The organism is Shewanella indica (assembly GCF_033842865.1).
GTDB classification, from domain to species: domain Bacteria; phylum Pseudomonadota; class Gammaproteobacteria; order Enterobacterales; family Shewanellaceae; genus Shewanella; species Shewanella indica.
Window position 1 is genome coordinate 812,917 of record NZ_JAWXXR010000001.1, and the last position, 16,483, is coordinate 829,399.

General features: G+C 54.8%; 16 protein-coding genes. 6 read left to right on the forward strand and 10 right to left on the reverse strand.

The window, feature by feature from the left end; genetic code table 11:
• Window positions 1-95 precede the first annotated feature (95 nt).
• Entirely contained in the window at window positions 96-497 is a 402-nt protein-coding gene (locus tag SIL79_RS03800; RefSeq protein ID WP_039034437.1) for a hypothetical protein, read from the forward strand.
• Between the two features lie 62 nt (window positions 498-559).
• Window positions 560-799 (forward strand): hypothetical protein, encoded by a 240-nt coding sequence (locus SIL79_RS03805; protein ID WP_039034436.1) that lies wholly within the window; start codon window positions 560-562, stop codon window positions 797-799.
• Window positions 800-920: 121 nt separating this feature from the next.
• Here the strand turns inward: SIL79_RS03805 and SIL79_RS03810 are convergent, their stop codons facing one another.
• From SIL79_RS03810 to SIL79_RS03830, 5 genes are all read right to left on the reverse strand, one after another.
• A complete protein-coding gene (locus tag SIL79_RS03810; RefSeq protein ID WP_319618980.1) occupies window positions 921-2,375 on the reverse strand; it encodes an MBL fold metallo-hydrolase in 1,455 nt (484 codons plus the stop codon).
• A 426-nt stretch (window positions 2,376-2,801) separates the two neighbouring features.
• Complete coding sequence (gene arsJ, locus SIL79_RS03815) at window positions 2,802-4,043, reverse strand: organoarsenical effux MFS transporter ArsJ (RefSeq protein ID WP_144361055.1); 1,242 nt, start codon at window positions 4,041-4,043, stop codon at window positions 2,802-2,804.
• A gap of 11 nt (window positions 4,044-4,054) precedes the next feature.
• Window positions 4,055-5,068: an ArsJ-associated glyceraldehyde-3-phosphate dehydrogenase gene (locus tag SIL79_RS03820; protein ID WP_144361056.1), complete on the reverse strand. Its 1,014-nt coding sequence runs from the start codon at window positions 5,066-5,068 to the stop codon at window positions 4,055-4,057.
• A 13-nt stretch (window positions 5,069-5,081) separates the two neighbouring features.
• Window positions 5,082-6,104 carry an ACR3 family arsenite efflux transporter gene (gene arsB, locus SIL79_RS03825; RefSeq protein WP_039034431.1) on the reverse strand — a complete coding sequence of 341 codons (1,023 nt, stop codon included), beginning with the start codon at window positions 6,102-6,104 and terminating at the stop codon, window positions 5,082-5,084.
• A 65-nt stretch (window positions 6,105-6,169) separates the two neighbouring features.
• Window positions 6,170-6,505 carry an ArsR/SmtB family transcription factor gene (locus SIL79_RS03830; protein ID WP_039034430.1) on the reverse strand — a complete coding sequence of 112 codons (336 nt, stop codon included), beginning with the start codon at window positions 6,503-6,505 and terminating at the stop codon, window positions 6,170-6,172.
• Window positions 6,506-7,283: 778 nt separating this feature from the next.
• On the opposite strand from SIL79_RS03830, the gene putP reads away from it, so the two are divergent.
• The 4 genes from putP (at window position 7,284) to SIL79_RS03850 (ending at window position 12,822) form a co-directional block, all read left to right on the forward strand.
• On the forward strand, window positions 7,284-8,780 hold the full coding sequence (gene putP, locus SIL79_RS03835) for a sodium/proline symporter PutP (RefSeq protein ID WP_071476858.1): 1,497 nt from the start codon (window positions 7,284-7,286) through the stop codon (window positions 8,778-8,780).
• A 105-nt stretch (window positions 8,781-8,885) separates the two neighbouring features.
• The gene (gene proB / locus SIL79_RS03840; protein WP_039034427.1) at window positions 8,886-10,028 is read left to right on the forward strand and encodes a glutamate 5-kinase; all 1,143 of its coding nucleotides are present in this window, start codon (window positions 8,886-8,888) and stop codon (window positions 10,026-10,028) included.
• 46 nt (window positions 10,029-10,074) lie between these two features.
• Window positions 10,075-11,322: a glutamate-5-semialdehyde dehydrogenase gene (locus SIL79_RS03845; RefSeq protein ID WP_144361058.1), complete on the forward strand. Its 1,248-nt coding sequence runs from the start codon at window positions 10,075-10,077 to the stop codon at window positions 11,320-11,322.
• Between the two features lie 891 nt (window positions 11,323-12,213).
• Window positions 12,214-12,822 (forward strand): histidine phosphatase family protein, encoded by a 609-nt coding sequence (locus SIL79_RS03850; protein ID WP_071476768.1) that lies wholly within the window; start codon window positions 12,214-12,216, stop codon window positions 12,820-12,822.
• Here the strand turns inward: SIL79_RS03850 and SIL79_RS03855 are convergent.
• From SIL79_RS03855 to SIL79_RS03875, 5 genes are all read right to left on the reverse strand, one after another.
• Complete coding sequence (locus SIL79_RS03855) at window positions 12,792-13,076, reverse strand: hypothetical protein (protein ID WP_045283464.1); 285 nt, start codon at window positions 13,074-13,076, stop codon at window positions 12,792-12,794. The two genes, SIL79_RS03850 and SIL79_RS03855, sit on opposite strands and share 31 nt — an antisense overlap.
• A gap of 10 nt (window positions 13,077-13,086) precedes the next feature.
• A complete protein-coding gene (locus SIL79_RS03860; protein ID WP_052248184.1) occupies window positions 13,087-14,019 on the reverse strand; it encodes a sensor domain-containing diguanylate cyclase in 933 nt (310 codons plus the stop codon).
• A 365-nt stretch (window positions 14,020-14,384) separates the two neighbouring features.
• A complete protein-coding gene (locus SIL79_RS03865; RefSeq protein ID WP_319618982.1) occupies window positions 14,385-15,125 on the reverse strand; it encodes a DP-EP family protein in 741 nt (246 codons plus the stop codon).
• A 121-nt stretch (window positions 15,126-15,246) separates the two neighbouring features.
• A complete protein-coding gene (locus tag SIL79_RS03870; protein ID WP_319618983.1) occupies window positions 15,247-15,984 on the reverse strand; it encodes a DP-EP family protein in 738 nt (245 codons plus the stop codon).
• A gap of 133 nt (window positions 15,985-16,117) precedes the next feature.
• Complete coding sequence (locus tag SIL79_RS03875; RefSeq protein WP_071476765.1) at window positions 16,118-16,471, reverse strand: DP-EP family protein; 354 nt, start codon at window positions 16,469-16,471, stop codon at window positions 16,118-16,120.
• Window positions 16,472-16,483 lie beyond the last annotated feature (12 nt).

Below are 16,483 nucleotides of genomic sequence, written 5' to 3' on the forward strand. Positions count from 1 at the left end.
GAGCCAGGCCACAAATCATCCACTGGTGGTTTGTTGTAAAAATGTTTTTAGGTTACAGTCACCTGTAAACATGGACGTCTAACCAAAGGACTGTAATGGGACTGATCCTGGCGCCACTGCTTATTATCTGGCTGGCAATATTGACTGTGGCGGGTTACCAGGCCACTTTATACTTCAAAGAAACTTTCAGCCTCAGCGGCCTATTGGCATTTTCCAGTGTCAGTTTGCTCTGCGGAGCCCTCTATTTCCTGCTCCATTTCCGGCGCTATCAGGACGCTGAAACCTTAAATGTTTTCGAGATCAGTCTGGAACTCTTATTCAACCCCATCAGCGGGGGCATTTGCGTATTGGCACTGCTACTGATCTGGCTGGTGCCCATGGGGGTTTGCAAGCCTCTACTGCTGGCACTGGTGCTTGGCCTGGCTATCGCCACCCTGGCAGGGGTCGCTTATGAAGAGACCTTTATGACAAAACAAGGGATTCAACGCACTTACTGAAGAGGATATAGTGCAAGCTAAGATTTTCGGCCAATAAGGCCACAGCAATCCAAGGAGAGAGAATGATCCAACTCAGCAATAAAGAAACCGGCGCCTTTATCGGCCATATCTCCGAACAACAGCTGCAGTTTCTGATCGACAACCTGGTAGAAGAGCATGATGCCGACCAGGACTACTGGCTGAACCGCACTCAACTAGAAACCTTTAAAGCCATAGAGGCCGATGCTGAACTCATCAATCTATTGGAAGCCGCAATGGGCGAAGCCGATGAGCTGGAGATCCTCTGGCAGCGCCAAGGCTAAAGCCAAGTTTGCGCCAACAATAAAAACGCTCCTTTATTAAGGGGCGTTTTTATTTTTTGTTAATGGCAAAGATAAAATAACCCTGTTTAATTCCCTGAAGCTGTTAAGCCTGACAACACACTTAGCCCACAACCCAGCTCAGCTCGGGTAAACGGCTGAGATCCAGCTTGTCGCCTTCGGTCGCTATGGCCGAGGCCTGAGGTCTGGGCTTGGGCTGCACGCCGTCGGCATGTTCCAGCACACTCAGGAGTTGCCGCTGGGCATCCGGCTCACCGTGCACCAGAATGAGTGGCGGCGCCCCCTCAAACTCACGGTACCAGCGCAGCAATTCGGCCTGATCCGCATGGGCCGACAACCCGCCGACAGTGTGAATTCTGGCGGCGACGTTCACCGAATTACCGTTGATGGTGAGCTCACTGGCACCATCGACCAACAGCCGCCCCGGGGTTCCCAGCGCCTGAAAACCACAGATGATGATGTCACACTCGGGCCGCCACAGGTTGTGCTCCAGATGACAGCGGATACGACCGCCGTTACACATGCCGCTGCCGGCAATAATAATAAGCCCCTGGTGTACGTCGTTGAGTTCCATCGACTCTTCGGTACTTTGAATAAACTCTATCCCAGACAGCAGCGGGTGCTGCCCGGGGTGCTGATGCACGAAGCGCTTGAAGTCCTCGTCCATCAAGGGATAGTTATTGATATACACCTTGGTGGCCTCTATCGCCATGGGGCTGTCGAGGCAGATTTTCCAGCGTGACAGATCCCATTCCCCGGCATAGAGGTGAAACAGATACAAAAGCTCTTGCGCCCGGCCAACCGAGAAAGCAGGGATCAGGATATTGCCGCGGCTCTCACTGATGGCTGTCGCGAAGATCCCCTTGAGTTCTTCCAGGGTCGCCTCCCAACTACGGTGTAACCTGTCGCCATAGGTGCTTTCCATCAACACCAGATCGGCCTGTTGGATCAGCGTAGGATCTTTGAGGATCGGCATACCGGCGCGGCCGAGATCGCCACTGAACACCAGTTTTTTCTGGGTGTTGCCATCATTGATCCACAGCTCCACTAGCGCCGACCCCAGAATATGGCCGGCATCACTCAAACACAGGGTCACACCGGGAATGGGATCCAGCTTGGTGCCATAGTCCAGTGGAATAAAACGGGTCAGTGCCAGTTCGACATCTTCTTCGGTGAACAGTGGCTCTATCGGTTCGAGATCTTGCCTGGCGCGTTTGCGGTTCTGCCGCTCGGCATCACGCTGCTGCAGCATGGCCGCGTCCTTGAGCATGATGGCGCACAGATCCATGGTGGCTTTATGGGTGTAGATGGGGCCGCTAAAACCCTGCTTCACCAGCAGGGGCAGCCGCCCAGAATGGTCGATATGGGCGTGGCTCAACACCACGGCAGTCAGGGATTCAGGAGCAAAGGGAAAGGCTTCATGGTTACGCAGTTCATCCTGCCGCCCTCCCTGAATAAGACCACAATCCAATAACAAACTTGCATCGTTGACCCGCAACAGATGGCAGGAACCTGTGACTTCCTGGGTGGCACCCCAAAACTGCAAGCTCATGGACATAACACTTCCCTCTTTGAAACGATTCGGCCAATGATGCTACGGATAATCTTCCCAACGCTATTAAGCCAGGATCTCGGGAAAACTCTGCCGCACCTTCCTAAGGAAGGTGCGAATAAGTCCTCGTGGCACTCTGGCTTGCACAGCAATTGGCGTTCAAGGCATCTGACTGAAGGCATGCCGGGGCCTGTCGAAGTCGGATAACGCAGAGAGCCGGTTGCTGTGAAAGCCCCGAAGGGCGTTGCTTACAAACCTGTCTGCTATGTTGTGCTTCTTGTAAAGGACTAGCCATTTGCTGCGAACCACGCCTTGCATACAGGCCTGTAAGCCAACGCAGAGCACGCATGGGACTTGTTCGCACCTTCCCTAAGCCTATGCCCTTATGGGAAAAAGTGACACTCCCTTATAGTCTAATTTTGCAATGGATCATTACGCCTCATGCTCTTGGGGCAGACCGCGGGAGATAATCAGAGTCAGCAGTAACATGGCGCTGGAAACCCAGAGGCAAGCCTCCAGCCCCCACCACTGAAACAGCGCACCGGAAAGCACTGTGCCCAGCAAGCGCCCGGCGGCGTTAGCCATATAGTAGAACCCCACATCCAGGGATACCCCATCCTCGCGGGCATAACTGACAATCAGAAAACTGTGCAGCGAAGAGTTCACCGCAAACAAGGCGCCGAACAGCAACAGGCCGCCGATCAGCCAGACGTACGAGTATTGGCTGTCAAACCCAAGGGCGATAAGCGCTGGCACCAGAGCGAGCAAGCCGCACCATAAGAGCGCCGCTGCCCGTCCCGGCAAGGCCGAGCCTTTATGCTTGCCAACTGTCTTGCCGTCGGCCCTGGCGGTCAGCCTGGGCGCCAGGGCCTGCACCAAGCCGTAGGCGATAATCCAGCCGGCCAGAAAGCCCCCCACCTGCCAGTGATCCCAGCCAAATTGGCTGGCCAGATACACAGGCAAGGCCACCACAAACCACACATCCCTGGCGGCAAACAGAAACAGCCTGGCCGCAGAGAGAATGTTCACCGCCCGGCTCTTGGAAAACAGCTCACTGAACTTGGGCTTATTCTTGGCCTGGCCCAGTTCCGCCTTGAGAAACAGCAGCGAGCTCAGCCACACCAAGGTCAAAACAGCGGCCATGGCGGCAATGGCACCGGCAAATCCCAGCAGGCTAAGCAGCGCACCGCCGAGGAAGAAACCTATTCCTTTGAGGGCGTTCTTGGAACCGGTCAACAGCGCCACATAGCGATACAGGGTCTGTCCCGCTTGGGCCGCATCCTTGGGTACCAGAGTCTTGATAGCACTCTTGGCACTCATCTTGTTGAGATCTTTGGCAATCCCCGACAGTGCCTGGGCCGCCATCACCCAGGGAATGGTCAGCCAGGCCTGAGGCACCAACAGCATGGCCAGCGCCACTATCTGCAGCCCAAGGCCGATATTCATGGTGCGGTTGAGCCCCAAACGGGCGCCGAGCCAGCCGCCCAACAGATTGGTGACCACACCGAAAAACTCATAGAAGAGAAACAGCATGGCAATGGCCAGCGCACCGTAACCCAACTGATAGAAATAGAGCACCACCAGCATGCGTAGCGCGCCATCTGTCAGAGTAAAAGCCCAGTAGTTGCCGGTGATCAACAGATATTGGCGCAGCGCCGGACTCATTTCAGCCATGGTGTTGTCCTTCAGGCATCCCGGTCCAAACGGCCCACCATTAGCGCCAACTCGGCGGTACGGTTGGCATAGCCCCATTCGTTGTCATACCAACAGTAGAGTTTGAGCTGAGTGCCGTTGATCACCATGGTGGACAGCCCATCCACTATGCAGGAGCGGGGATCTGTCTTGTAGTCCACCGACACCAGCGGCCGCGACTCGAAGCCAAGAATGCCCTTGAGTTCAGTCTCGGCCGCCTGTTGCAGCAAGTCGTTGACCTGCTGCTCTGTCACTGTTTGCTCCAGCTCAAACACACAGTCGGTCAGCGAGGCGTTGGCCAGCGGCACCCTGACCGCATGGCCGTTGAGGCGGCCTTTCAGCTCAGGGAAAATATGGGTAATAGCGGTGGCACTGCCTGTGGTGGTCGGGATCAGGCTCTGGCCACAGGCGCGGGCTCGGCGCAGATCCTTATGGGGCGCATCCAATATAGTCTGGGTGTTGGTGATGTCGTGAATTGTGGTCATGGAGCCATGACGAATACCGAAGTTCTCATGGATGACCTTGACCACAGGCGCCAGACAATTGGTGGTACAGGATGCGGCTGTCACTATCGGATGCCTGGCCGGGTCGTAACTCTGATGATTCACCCCCATCACCAGGTTGGCGACGCCTTCCTCTTTAACCGGCGCTGTCACCACCACCCGTTTCACCCCTTGATCAAGATAGGCCTGCAACAGCGCCTTGGTTTTCATCTTGCCCGAGGCCTCGACCACCAGATCGCATTGAGACCAATCACTGTCTGCAATGGCCTGATTGCGACTGGTCGCTATCCGCCGCCCGGCTATGACTATGGCGTTGTCCTCATGCTCGACTGGGTGCGACCAACGGCCATGAACCGAGTCAAACTCCAACAGGTGCGCCAGGGTGGCGGCATCACCCGCCGGGTCGTTGATCTGCACAAATTCGAGTTCCGGCCAATCCCAGGCAGCCCTCAAGGCCAGCCGCCCCATACGGCCAAAGCCGTTAATTCCCACCTTTATTGTCATCTCAGTTCTCCTTTTATTTGTTGGCCGCAAGCCAATTACCGCGGCGGCGATTGGCAAATGCCACCAGAGACAGCATCACAGGCACTTCCACCAGAACCCCAACGACTGTGGCCAGTGCCGCTCCCGAATGCATACCAAAGAGGGAGATAGCCACGGCAACCGCCAGTTCGAAAAAGTTGGAAGTGCCTATCATGCAAGCCGGAGCGGCTATGTTGTGGGGCAGGCGCAAACGCTTCGCCAGCCACCAGGCCAGCAGGAAAATACCGTAAGTTTGCAGTAACAGCGGGATGGCGATCAGCACAATATTTTGCGGCTGGGCCACTATGGTTTCGGCCTGCAGAGCAAACAGTAGCACTACAGTCAGCAGCAGTCCCAATATCGACCAGGGTTTGAGCCTGGACAGCAAGGCCGTGATCGCCCCTGGTCGGCTATTGAAGTGTTTGCGGGTCAATACCCCGGCTAACAAAGGCAGCAACACATACAGCGCCACAGACAGAATCAAGGTTTCCCATGGCACCTGTATATCGCTCACCCCCAGCAGCAGCGCCGACAGGGGTGCGAAAGCAAAAATCATGATCACATCATTGACCGATACCTGCACCAGAGTGTAGTTGGCATCGCCGCGGGTCAGTTGACTCCAGACAAACACCATAGCGGTACAAGGAGCGACTCCGAGGAGGATCATCCCGGCGATATACTCCTGCGCCGTTTGCGGCTCTACCCAAGGGGCAAACAGAAAACGGAAAAAGAGCCAGCCAAGCAGCGCCATGGTAAAAGGCTTCAGCAACCAGTTGATCACCAGCGTCAGCAGCAATCCCTTGGGATTTCGGCCAACATCCTTGATAGCGGAAAAATCGATTTGCACCATCATGGGATAGATCATCACCCAGATAAGTATGGCGATCACCAGATTGACATGGGCGTATTCCAGCGCCGCAATTGCGGCAAATACACCAGGTGCCAGATAACCCAGCGCTATCCCAGCTAAAATGCACAGCCCTACCCACAGGCTAAGCCAACGTTCAAAAATGCCCATACATCCCCCTCTCCGGTTCCCCGGCGGTTAACTTCCGGCGCTCAAGTGATAGATTTTGGCCGGTTTTAACAGCAAGCTTGCGGCCTCGATGCCATAGCCTCCAGCCGAGTCAGCTCATCAGCAATAAAGCCAGGGTTGGCCGTCAGTGTGTCCCGCAGCAACTGCTCGCACCAGGGTGCCAGTTCGGGGCTGAGACGATAAAACACCCATTGGCCCCGGCGTCTGTCCTGCAGCAGCCCCTGAGTTCGCAGCTGCGCCAGATGACGGGAAACCTTCGGTTGACTCAAGGCCAGGGCCTCAGTCAACTCGCAGACACAAAGCTCTCCCTGCTGCAGGATCAACAGCAGGCTGCGCAGCCGGGTTTCATCAGCCAAGGCTTTGAAAAAATTCGGTAGTTCCATGATAAATGCCGCTCCTTAAGGCCAATATTCGGCCAGCCATACATCTGCCGTTTCAGTTGCCACTCAATTGAACACCTTCAGCAACCGGCAAGACATATGGATAACCAGATATATGCTAAATCATATATAAAAACGCCTATAGTTCAAGCGCTATTTTGAGGAGTTTATCGAGTTGGAATTGGAGAGCTGGCCCAGTGATTACACGGGTTTGCAGTGGTTCGCTTGGCAGAAGCGGACGCTATCGCAAATTAATTTTAAACTCTAATTATTTCCGGCTTATTTCAGAGCTTGATTACAAAACAGTTATAGCTCAAATCGAGATTTAATCACTTGTCTTATAATTGCATGCAATATATTAAAAATTGATAAGCTTAAGAAAATAAAAGCATAACTATATGATTTTAAATAAACAAAACACCAAACACCCAGTAATAGCCTAGTGATTAACTCAGATATAAACTTGATCATTTTCTGATAAACATGAATAATATCGTTCGAACCAAAACCATTTGAACACTAATCAATTAATTGGTTAGCCTTCAAGTGGTTTTTCGCCAGTCCAACTTTAGCTGAAACTTAAGGAAGGAGAATCACGATGAATGCCAACAGCTCACAGGAGTCTGACAGTCATCTTTCACGCTACCAAATCAGCCTCAGAGATAAAGCCAAGTACCTGATCCAATTAGGGTGTTTCTGGCTCGTACTCTCAACCTACCTGTACCCATTCTGCAAACAAAAACTCAATCAAGCCTTCAGTGGCAATAACGGGCACTAATCTATGGATTATTCGAGTTATATCTCTTTGGCCATCTACTTTGTGGTCATGCTGGCGATAGGCCTGTTTGCCTATCGCAATTCTACCGATGATATTTCGGGCTACATTCTCGGCGGCCGTCAGGTCAGCCCTCAGGTCACGGCGCTGTCGGCAGGTGCTTCCGATATGAGTGGTTGGATGCTGATGGGTCTGCCGGGCGCCATGTTTGTTATCGGCTTCGACACCATCTGGATTGCGCTGGGCCTGCTTATCGGCGCCTGGTTCAACTATCTGCTGGTAGCCCCCAGGCTCAGGGTTTATACCCAGGAAGCCGATGACGCCCTGACACTGCCGGACTTTTTCAGCAAACGCTTCGAGAAGAAAAATGGCTCGGTGCGGATGATTTCTGCCGCGGTGATCATACTCTTCTTTACTCTCTACACCTCTGCCGGCCTGGTCGCCGGGGGCAAACTGTTTGAATCCGCCTTCGGCCTGAGTTACCAACTTGGCCTGGTGATCACTGTCTCAGTGGTGGTGGCCTACACCCTATTGGGGGGCTTTCTGGCCGTCAGTATGACCGACTTTGTGCAGGGCTGTATCATGTTTGTCGCCCTGGTGATGGTGCCTATAGTGGCTTTTCAGGAGTTCAACAATGGCACTGAAATGATGGCGCAGGCCAATCACACCATAGTGCCTCTGTCTGAATCTGTGGAGAAAATGAGCCTGCTGGCGATTGTTTCCAGCATGGCCTGGGGACTGGGCTATTTCGGTCAACCACACATCATAGTGCGCTTTATGGCAATTCGTTCGGTGAAAGATATCAAGACCGCCCGCAACATAGGCATGAGCTGGATGTTGGTGACCATACTCGGCGCCCTGGCCACAGGTCTTATCGGTGTCGCCTATGTCAACAAGTTCCACCCAGGGCTGCAGGATCCGGAAACCATCTTTATTCTGTTCTCGGAAATTCTGTTCCACCCCTTGGTGAGTGGCTTCCTGCTGGCGGCGATTCTGGCTGCCATCATGAGCACTATCTCTTCACAGCTACTGGTATCATCCAGTTCACTGACCGAGGATGTTTACCGCGCCGTGTTCCACAAGGACATAGACGAGAAGAAGCTGGTGAATATAGGCCGTTTCGGGGTATTTGCCGTTGCCGCCGTGGCCACCTTGCTGGCCCTGGATAGCAACAGCAGCATACTGTCACTGGTGAGTAACGCCTGGGCCGGTTTCGGTGCCGCCTTCGGGCCACTGGTGCTGTTCAGTCTGTTCTGGTCGAAGATGACCCACTCGGGCGCCGTTGCCGGTATTCTCACCGGCGCCATCACAGTGCTGCTGTGGATCCTGCTGCCGGTATTGCCCGATGGCAAGACACTCTCCAGCGTGATCTACGAGATAGTTCCCGGCTTTATCATGAGCTCTGCAGCGATAGTGCTGGTCAGTCACTTTGGTCAGGATCCCTCACACTCAGTGCAGAAGACCTTCCATGCGACCCGGGAAAAGCTGCTGCAGGTCAACTAATAACTGGATAGAACAGCTCCCCAATTAGACCCGGTGGCAGACACCGGGTCTGGTTTCAATCCCCACTCCGCTTCGAAGTAACACCTCAAATAGGTTAAGGAAGTTATGAATAAGCAACCAAGGCAACGAATTGTTCTAAAAGTCGGCAGCGCCCTGATTGCCCCTGACAGACAGGGCTGTAGCTCGCGCTATCTGCTGGCCATAGCCCAATTCATTGTGCGCTGCCGCGCCAAAGGCATTCAAACCATACTGGTTTCTTCCGGCTCAATTGCCGCCGGAGCCCACAGGTTTCCACTCAAACCTGGCAGTGAAGTCAATAGCCCAGAGGCCCAGGTGGTACTGAAAAAAGCCATGGCCGCCGCCGGGCAGACTGAGATGATGGCGACCTGGGATAAGTTTTTCGACTTTCCCACGGCGCAAATTCTACTGACCCATGGCGATCTGCGCGACAGAGAGCGCTATCTGTCGATTAGGGAAACCGTGTTTACCCTGCTGGATCACGACATACTGCCGATCCTCAACGAGAACGATACCGTCACCACAGATGCGCTCAAGGTGGGTGACAACGACAACCTGTCGGCCATGGTGGCAGCCGCTGCCGACGCAAATACCTTAGTGATCTGCTCGGATATTGATGGTCTCTACAACAAGAACCCGCATCTGCACAGCGATGCCGAGCTGCTGCCCGAAGTCAATAAAATCGATGCCACCATCTATGCCATGGCCGGCGGCAGTCACAGCGATGTCGGCACCGGCGGCATGCGCACCAAGATAGAAGCAGCAGAAAAGGCCAGCTCCCACGGCATTGATACTTACATAGTCAACGGCTTCAAAGAAGAGAGCTTCAATGCCCTGTTGTCGGGCCGCAATCCCGGCACCCTGTTCCGGGCATCCGAAACCCCGCTGCAGGAGCGAATGCACTGGCTGACCCACACAGTGAGGGCGCAGGGGGAAGTGATAGTCACCTCCGATGAGGTGATGGATAGCGCCAAGGATTGCGCCGAGCTTTCCAGCAATGAAGTACTTGAGGTCAAAGGCAACTTTGCCGCCGGTGATACCATACTGCTGTGCAGCGACGACGGCACCCGTCTGGCCAAGGCTCGCAGCAACTACAGCAGCCGCCTGCTGAGTTTTATTGCCGAGCAGGAAGACCCCGAACTGGCCGACAGCTTCACCGATAGCCTGGGCGGCATAGTCTCGGAAAAAGATATCGCCCTGCTCTGTAAAACGCCGCAACTGGAGAAATAACAGTGGCCCGCCACCAGAGTAGCGCAACGAACAAAGGAGGACCTAAATGAGTCTGATAACCACACTGGCAAGCTCAGCGGCCAAGGCGGCCAGAGAGCTGGCACTCATAGACACCCAAACCAAAAATCAGGTGCTGAAGGCGATGGCCCAAGCGCTTCTCGCTGAAAATGACAATATTCTCAAGGCCAATAAGGAAGATCTCCTTGCTGCCCGCAGTGCAGGCCTCAGCGAAGCCATGCTCGACCGGCTGACCCTGACGCCAGAGCGGATCGCCGCCATGGCCAGCGGCATAGACACCATAGTCAAGCTGGACGATCCCGTGGGTCAGCGCCGCGAGCTTGGCCGCCGCCCCAACGGTATTCAGATAAGCAAGCTCAGAGTGCCGCTCGGGGTGGTCTGTATGATCTATGAGGCGCGCCCCAATGTGACCGCGGATGCCGCAGCGCTGTGTTTCAAATCGGGCAACGCGGTAATACTGCGCGGCGGTAAAGAGGCACTCAACTCCAGCCTGGCGATAGCCAAAGTGCTGCACAAAGTGCTGCAAGAGTTCAAACTGCCAACCGCGCTGGTATCCGTGGTGCCGGATCCCGACCGCGCCCTGATGCTGGAACTGTTACAGCAGCGCGACTATATCGACCTGGTGATCCCAAGAGGCGGCGAAGGCCTGATCAACTTTGTCAGCGACAACTCTAAAATCCCGGTTATCCAGCACTTTAAAGGCGTTTGTCATCTCTATGTCGACAGAGATGCCGATGTGGAAAAGGCGCTCAACCTGCTGCTCAACGGCAAGACCCAGCGTACCGGCGTCTGTAATGCCCTGGAGGGCCTGTTGGTACACAAGGATATCGCCAAAGTCTGGCTGCCCATCGCCGCTCAGGCCTTGGCCGACAAGGGGGTGAAGATCAATGCCGATGAGAAGGCGGCGCCCTTCTTCGACCAGGCCACTGTGCTGACGGAAGAGGAGTTCGGCCAGGAATACCTGAGCTTGGAAATCGCCGTGCGCCAAGTCGACTCACTGGCGGATGCCATGGAGCATATCGCCCGCTTCGGCAGCCACCATACCGAGGTGATCTGCACCGAAAACCAGCAAGCGGCGCAACAATTTCAGCAAGGGGTCGATGCCTCTGTGGTGATGGTCAACGCCTCATCGCGCTTCAGCGACGGCAGCGAGCTTGGGCTCGGTGCCGAAATCGGTATCGCCACCACCAAGCTCCATGCCTACGGCCCCATGGGACTGGAGTCATTGACCACGGAGAAATTCCTGGTCAATGGTACAGGTCAAACACGCGATTGAGGAAGGGTTTGGCAATAGCGGGGCTTAATGCCAAACCGCTATTGCCTTATAAACACAAGAGATTGTCCGCTGCATAGCGAGCCCTGCCACTGAGGCTAATATAGCTTCAGGCCTCAATGCAACCCATCACCTGCGGTGCGCTTTCGCACAGGCGATCCTGTGACTCGGCGTTAATACGTCCATGTAGCCTCGTCGAAAACATCCTTGTTTTCGACGGTCACAGTCCCGCCTATGCCTGGAAAATAGGCGTATGTCTGCAGCTCAAAACAACTCTGTGTGGGAAGAATTGCACCAATTCCCCCTTCGGAGCCGCCGCTGGCGTTGTTGCAAATTGGCGTAGCCGAGACAGGGATGTCGAGGCTCGAAGGTCGAGCAAGGCGAATGTTGCGAAGCAACAAGCTTATGAGCGAGAGCCTGGGATGGCGAGCTGGCCCTTATGCATGGATGCATTTGGCGAGTCCTGAGTGTAGCCAATTTGTTTCATAAGCCAGCGGGGATTTCGGCTACGTCGGGGTGTCCTTGGGGATGCAAGGGGCTTTGGACAAGCAAAGCCCCTTGCTCGGTGTGGTTTGGCGAGTGTCGCGTAGCGACCGGCTACGAGCGAGAGCCAGGGATGGCGAACTGGCTCTTGTGCATGGATGCACTTACACCACGACTTTAGGCCGCTGGTACAGCGGCTATGATAGCTTCAGGCAAAAACTAACCAATGACCTTGGGTTTATCTGCTGGTTTAGCTGCTGGCTAAGCTGCAGCCCATCACCTGCGGTGCAGATGGACAGGAAGCCCACGGCAAGTGGGCCACTAGTATTCAGCTCCAACTTGCTCCTTACGCAGCCGGGGAGTACCCTCTTTCGCAGCCAACCGTTTAAGCAGTATCGGGAATTGACCGCCATGCCAAAGGAAATATTTATACTACGCCACGGCCAAACTGAATTTAATGCCGCCGGTAAGCTGCAGGGACACTGTAACTCGCCGCTGACCGAACTCGGCAGGGCACAGGCCAAGGCCTATGGTGTTGCCTTGCAACAACAGCTGCGGCAATCGGCAGGCAATCCTGAACAAGAATTTCAGCTGGTTTCCAGCCCGCTGGGAAGGGCTATGGAAACGGCGACTCTGGTGGCAGAGGTGCTTTGCCGGGATCCCGGCGCCATTATTGCCGAGCCCAGGGTGATTGAATGCGGTTTAGGTGAATGGGAGCAGACCCGGGTCGCCGATATCCACGCCGCCAGACCCGAGCTTGCCGGGCGCAATGACTGGTATCTGCAGGGCCCGGGCGCAGAAACACTACTCCAGGTGCAACAGCGGCTGGCACATTGGCTGACCGATCCGGCAACCCCGGAGCGGGTGATCCTTGTGTCGCACGGCCTGACAGGGATTGTCCTGCGCGCCCTGTTGCTGGGCCTGGATGACAAGGCACTTTGGCGTCAGGACAAGCCTCAGGATGCCCTCTATCACTTTCACAGTGAGGCTCAGGAGAGGCTCAAACGCATCTGTTGCTGACTCGCCAACCAGTCGAAGTGGGCCAGCAAAGCCTGCAAATAGCGCTGCTCTTCCGCCGGAAGTTGCCCCTCAGCCGCGGCTATCTGTTGTAAGTCGCTCAGCAGCTGCCTTACCAAAGGCTCGGTGCAGTAGCCCTTCCACAGTCTCAGGGCGGCTTTTTTCGGCGAATGGCAGTAGCGCCGCAGCTGAATATCGACAAACCAGTCGGCCCGCTCCCGGGCGCTGGGCATCAGTGTCATCACATACCAGTTCATCCTATCCTCCTCAGGCGGATAACTTGATCCTGTCGCGGCCATCGCTCTTGGCCCGGTACAGGGCGGTATCCGCCGCACTGAGCATGGCCTCGGCCGTGCGGTACTGGCCATTGATCTCAGTGGCAATCCCCTGGCTGACACTGACACAAACCTCACGGCTCAGCCCCAATTTGACGAAGTCCAGGCTACGAATGGCCTCGGCTATTTGCTCGGCCACCACCCAGGCCATGGCGCTGTTGAATCCGGGCAACACCAGGGCAAACTCCTCACCGCCAAAACGCGCCGCCAGACACTGGGGCGATGGCAACGCCGCGGCTATGGTCTTGGCCATCAATTTCAGGCATTCGTCCCCCATCAGGTGACCATGCTGATCGTTGAACTGTTTGAAATGGTCGACATCTATGATCAAGGTGCTGATGGGCTTGTGCTTATCGATGCACTGCTGCCACTGGCGTTCCAGTGTCTCGGTAAAGGTGCGGCGATTGGCCAGTCCGGTCAAATAGTCGGTCGCCGCCAGGGTGGACAGGCGTTTAATCTCATCCCTGTGACCGCTGAGATCATGCAAACCAATCACAAACAGCGGCAGCAAGCCCTGAATAAAGGAAAGCGACAGATTCACCGGCAGCTCGACCCCATCGACACGTCTGAGCAATACCTCCCAGGGACCATGTTGCAGCGGTACCTGGCGACCGTATTGGCTGCTGAACATGCTGGCGTAGCGGCTACGGTAAGGCGCCGCCAACCAGGTATGCCAGAATTCACCGGCAAAGGTTTCGCTCTGATCGCCCAGCAGCTCGGCCGCCGGAGAGTTCACCGCCAGCACTTTGCCCTCACCATCGGCCAGCACCATAGGTTGCTGCATGCACTCAATCAGGGTCGCCAGAGCCTCGCTGTCACACTCACACTGACTAAAACCAGCTTCATTGCTGTAGGGGCTTGCCATGCTGTTCTCCCTCCCGACCTGCGGGTTGTTCAATTTCGACAGGGATAACTCTAGCGCGTACGTACAAGGCTAACCTTCTGATAAGCTTACGATGTAATTAATTGAAAAATATCGTTAATAATTCCAACCTTCTGTAGGCAGGAAAGGCGTCCAACCACAGAAATGCGGCAGTGATTGGCAACCATAGGAGCCTTTCGGGCGGGAAAGAATCCCCGTTCGGCACGGTTCGGGGAAAATAGTTACTTTATATCCTTAGTGACAACTTTAAGATTAGAGCCCCCACACTGAAACGAGAACAAGCAGAATATCTCTAATGAGTGGCAGCTGAGACAGACACCACTCCGATTAATGCAATCAAGCCGGATTTAAAGTTTGGGTCGATTAATAACCTGAGGATCTGGGCTGGCCAGCAAGAGTGGCGATTCCTCACTGCTGAACAGGAATTGATACTTGCCTGTGCCTGTATTGCGCATAGGGTCATGCAGCTGCAGCGTCAGGCCATCGGCGCTGACTTCGACCCGATCGATATGACCATCGAAGGGGTTGGTGAAGGCGGCACCGACAAATTTCAGCCCGGCCGGAGAATCTTCCAGGTTCAACAGTTGGTAGGTGATCACCGCAGGTTCACTGACCACCACATCACCACTGCACTCCACGCCCTGCTGCGAATAGTGAAAGCTCGCCTGCCGGGCGCTATCCAGAGTAACACTCAGCACCACGGGCTCACTGACATCACAGTAAGGTAAACGCGGCCTCAACAATAGGCTGTCGGTTTGGCTCAGCTGCGCCGCCTGGTCAAACTCGGCCATCCTTGACTGCCAGCCAAACAGCGCCAGGATCCGATAGACTTCCGAAGCACTCAGTGGTTGTTGCAACAGCCGGCGATCCAGTTTCACCAACCCCTGTTCGCCAAACACCAAGCTATTGATAAAGGCGGGTAAAGACTGCCCCAAGGGCTCCAACGGCGAAGGCTCGGCCAGCAAGAGTTGCAACTCGGCGTCACTCTTTAGCGGTGCCATCGCCAGATCGATCTCGGCCTGTGTAGCGGCACTCAGTGACAGGGGAAAGCTTGCCAGCAGCGCGCTGGCCATCAAAGCAATACGCATAACGACTCCATGTCAATTCGCTCCACATGCCTTATGTGGACCAACTTAATGAGTGGCAGCAGAGACAGATACCACTCCGATTAATGCAATCAAACTGGGTTTAAATATCTTGGGATCAAAATCAGTCAGGTCTGTTAATGATCTGAGGATCCGGGCTGGCCAACAGGAGCGGCGATTCCTCACTGCTGAACAGGAATTGATACTTGCCTGTGCCTGGGTTACGCATAGAGTCATGCAGCTGCAGTGTCAGGCCATCGGCGCTGACCTCGACCCGATCGATATGACCATCGAAGGGATTGGTGAAGGCGGCACCGACAAATTTCAGCCCGGCCGGAGAATCTTCCAGGTTCAACAGTTGGTAGGTGATCACCGCAGGTTCACTGACCACCACATCACCACTGCACTCCACGCCCTGCTGCGAATAGTGAAAGCTCGCCTGCCGGGCGCTATCCAGAGTAACACTCAGCACCACGGGCTCACTGACATCACAGTAAGGTAAACGCGGCCTCAACAATAGGCTGTCGGTTTGGCTCAGCTGCGCCGCCTGGTCAAACTCGGCCATCCTTGACTGCCAGCCAAACAGCGCCAGGATCCGATAGACTTCCGAAGCACTCAGTGGTTGTTGCAACAGCCGGCGATCCAGTTTCACCAACCCCTGTTCGCCAAACACCAAGCTATTGATAAAGGCGGGTAAAGACTGCCCCAAGGGCTCCAACGGCGAAGGCTCGGCCAGCAAGAGTTGCAACTCGGCGTCACTCTTTACCGGTGCCATCGCCAGATCGATCTCGGCCTGAGTAGCGGCACTCAGTGCCAGGGGAAAGCTTGCCAGCAGCGCGCTGACCATCAAAGCAATACGCATAACGACTCCATGTCAATCGCTCCACATGCCTTATGTGGAGATGAAAAACTGATTGGGTAGCTCCGGGACAGAAGCCACCCAGGTTAATGTAATCAAGCTTGGATTAAACACCCTTTCAGCAACATAAAATTACTCAGTCGTTTCCGGTATTCACGACTTCGGGATCTTGGCTTGAAACCAGCAGAGTGTTGCTGCTGTTACTGAGGATCAGCCTAAAGCCTGTCTTGCCCACCACAGAGTTGGTATCCATTAGTATCAACATATCCGGGGCCTCGGTCTTGACCGCATCGATAATGCCGTCGAAGGGGGTATCGAAAGAAGCGCCGACAAAGGCCAGATCCATATCAGTCTTGTCCTGCAGCTTATAAATAATATGAGTATTGGGCTTATCTACCACTACTGGGCCATCCGGCTCATAGGCAAACTGAGGCACGCGGTTATCATCCAGAGTAATGGTTACAATGATATTTTTTACGGGTACAGACATAGCTTCATCCTT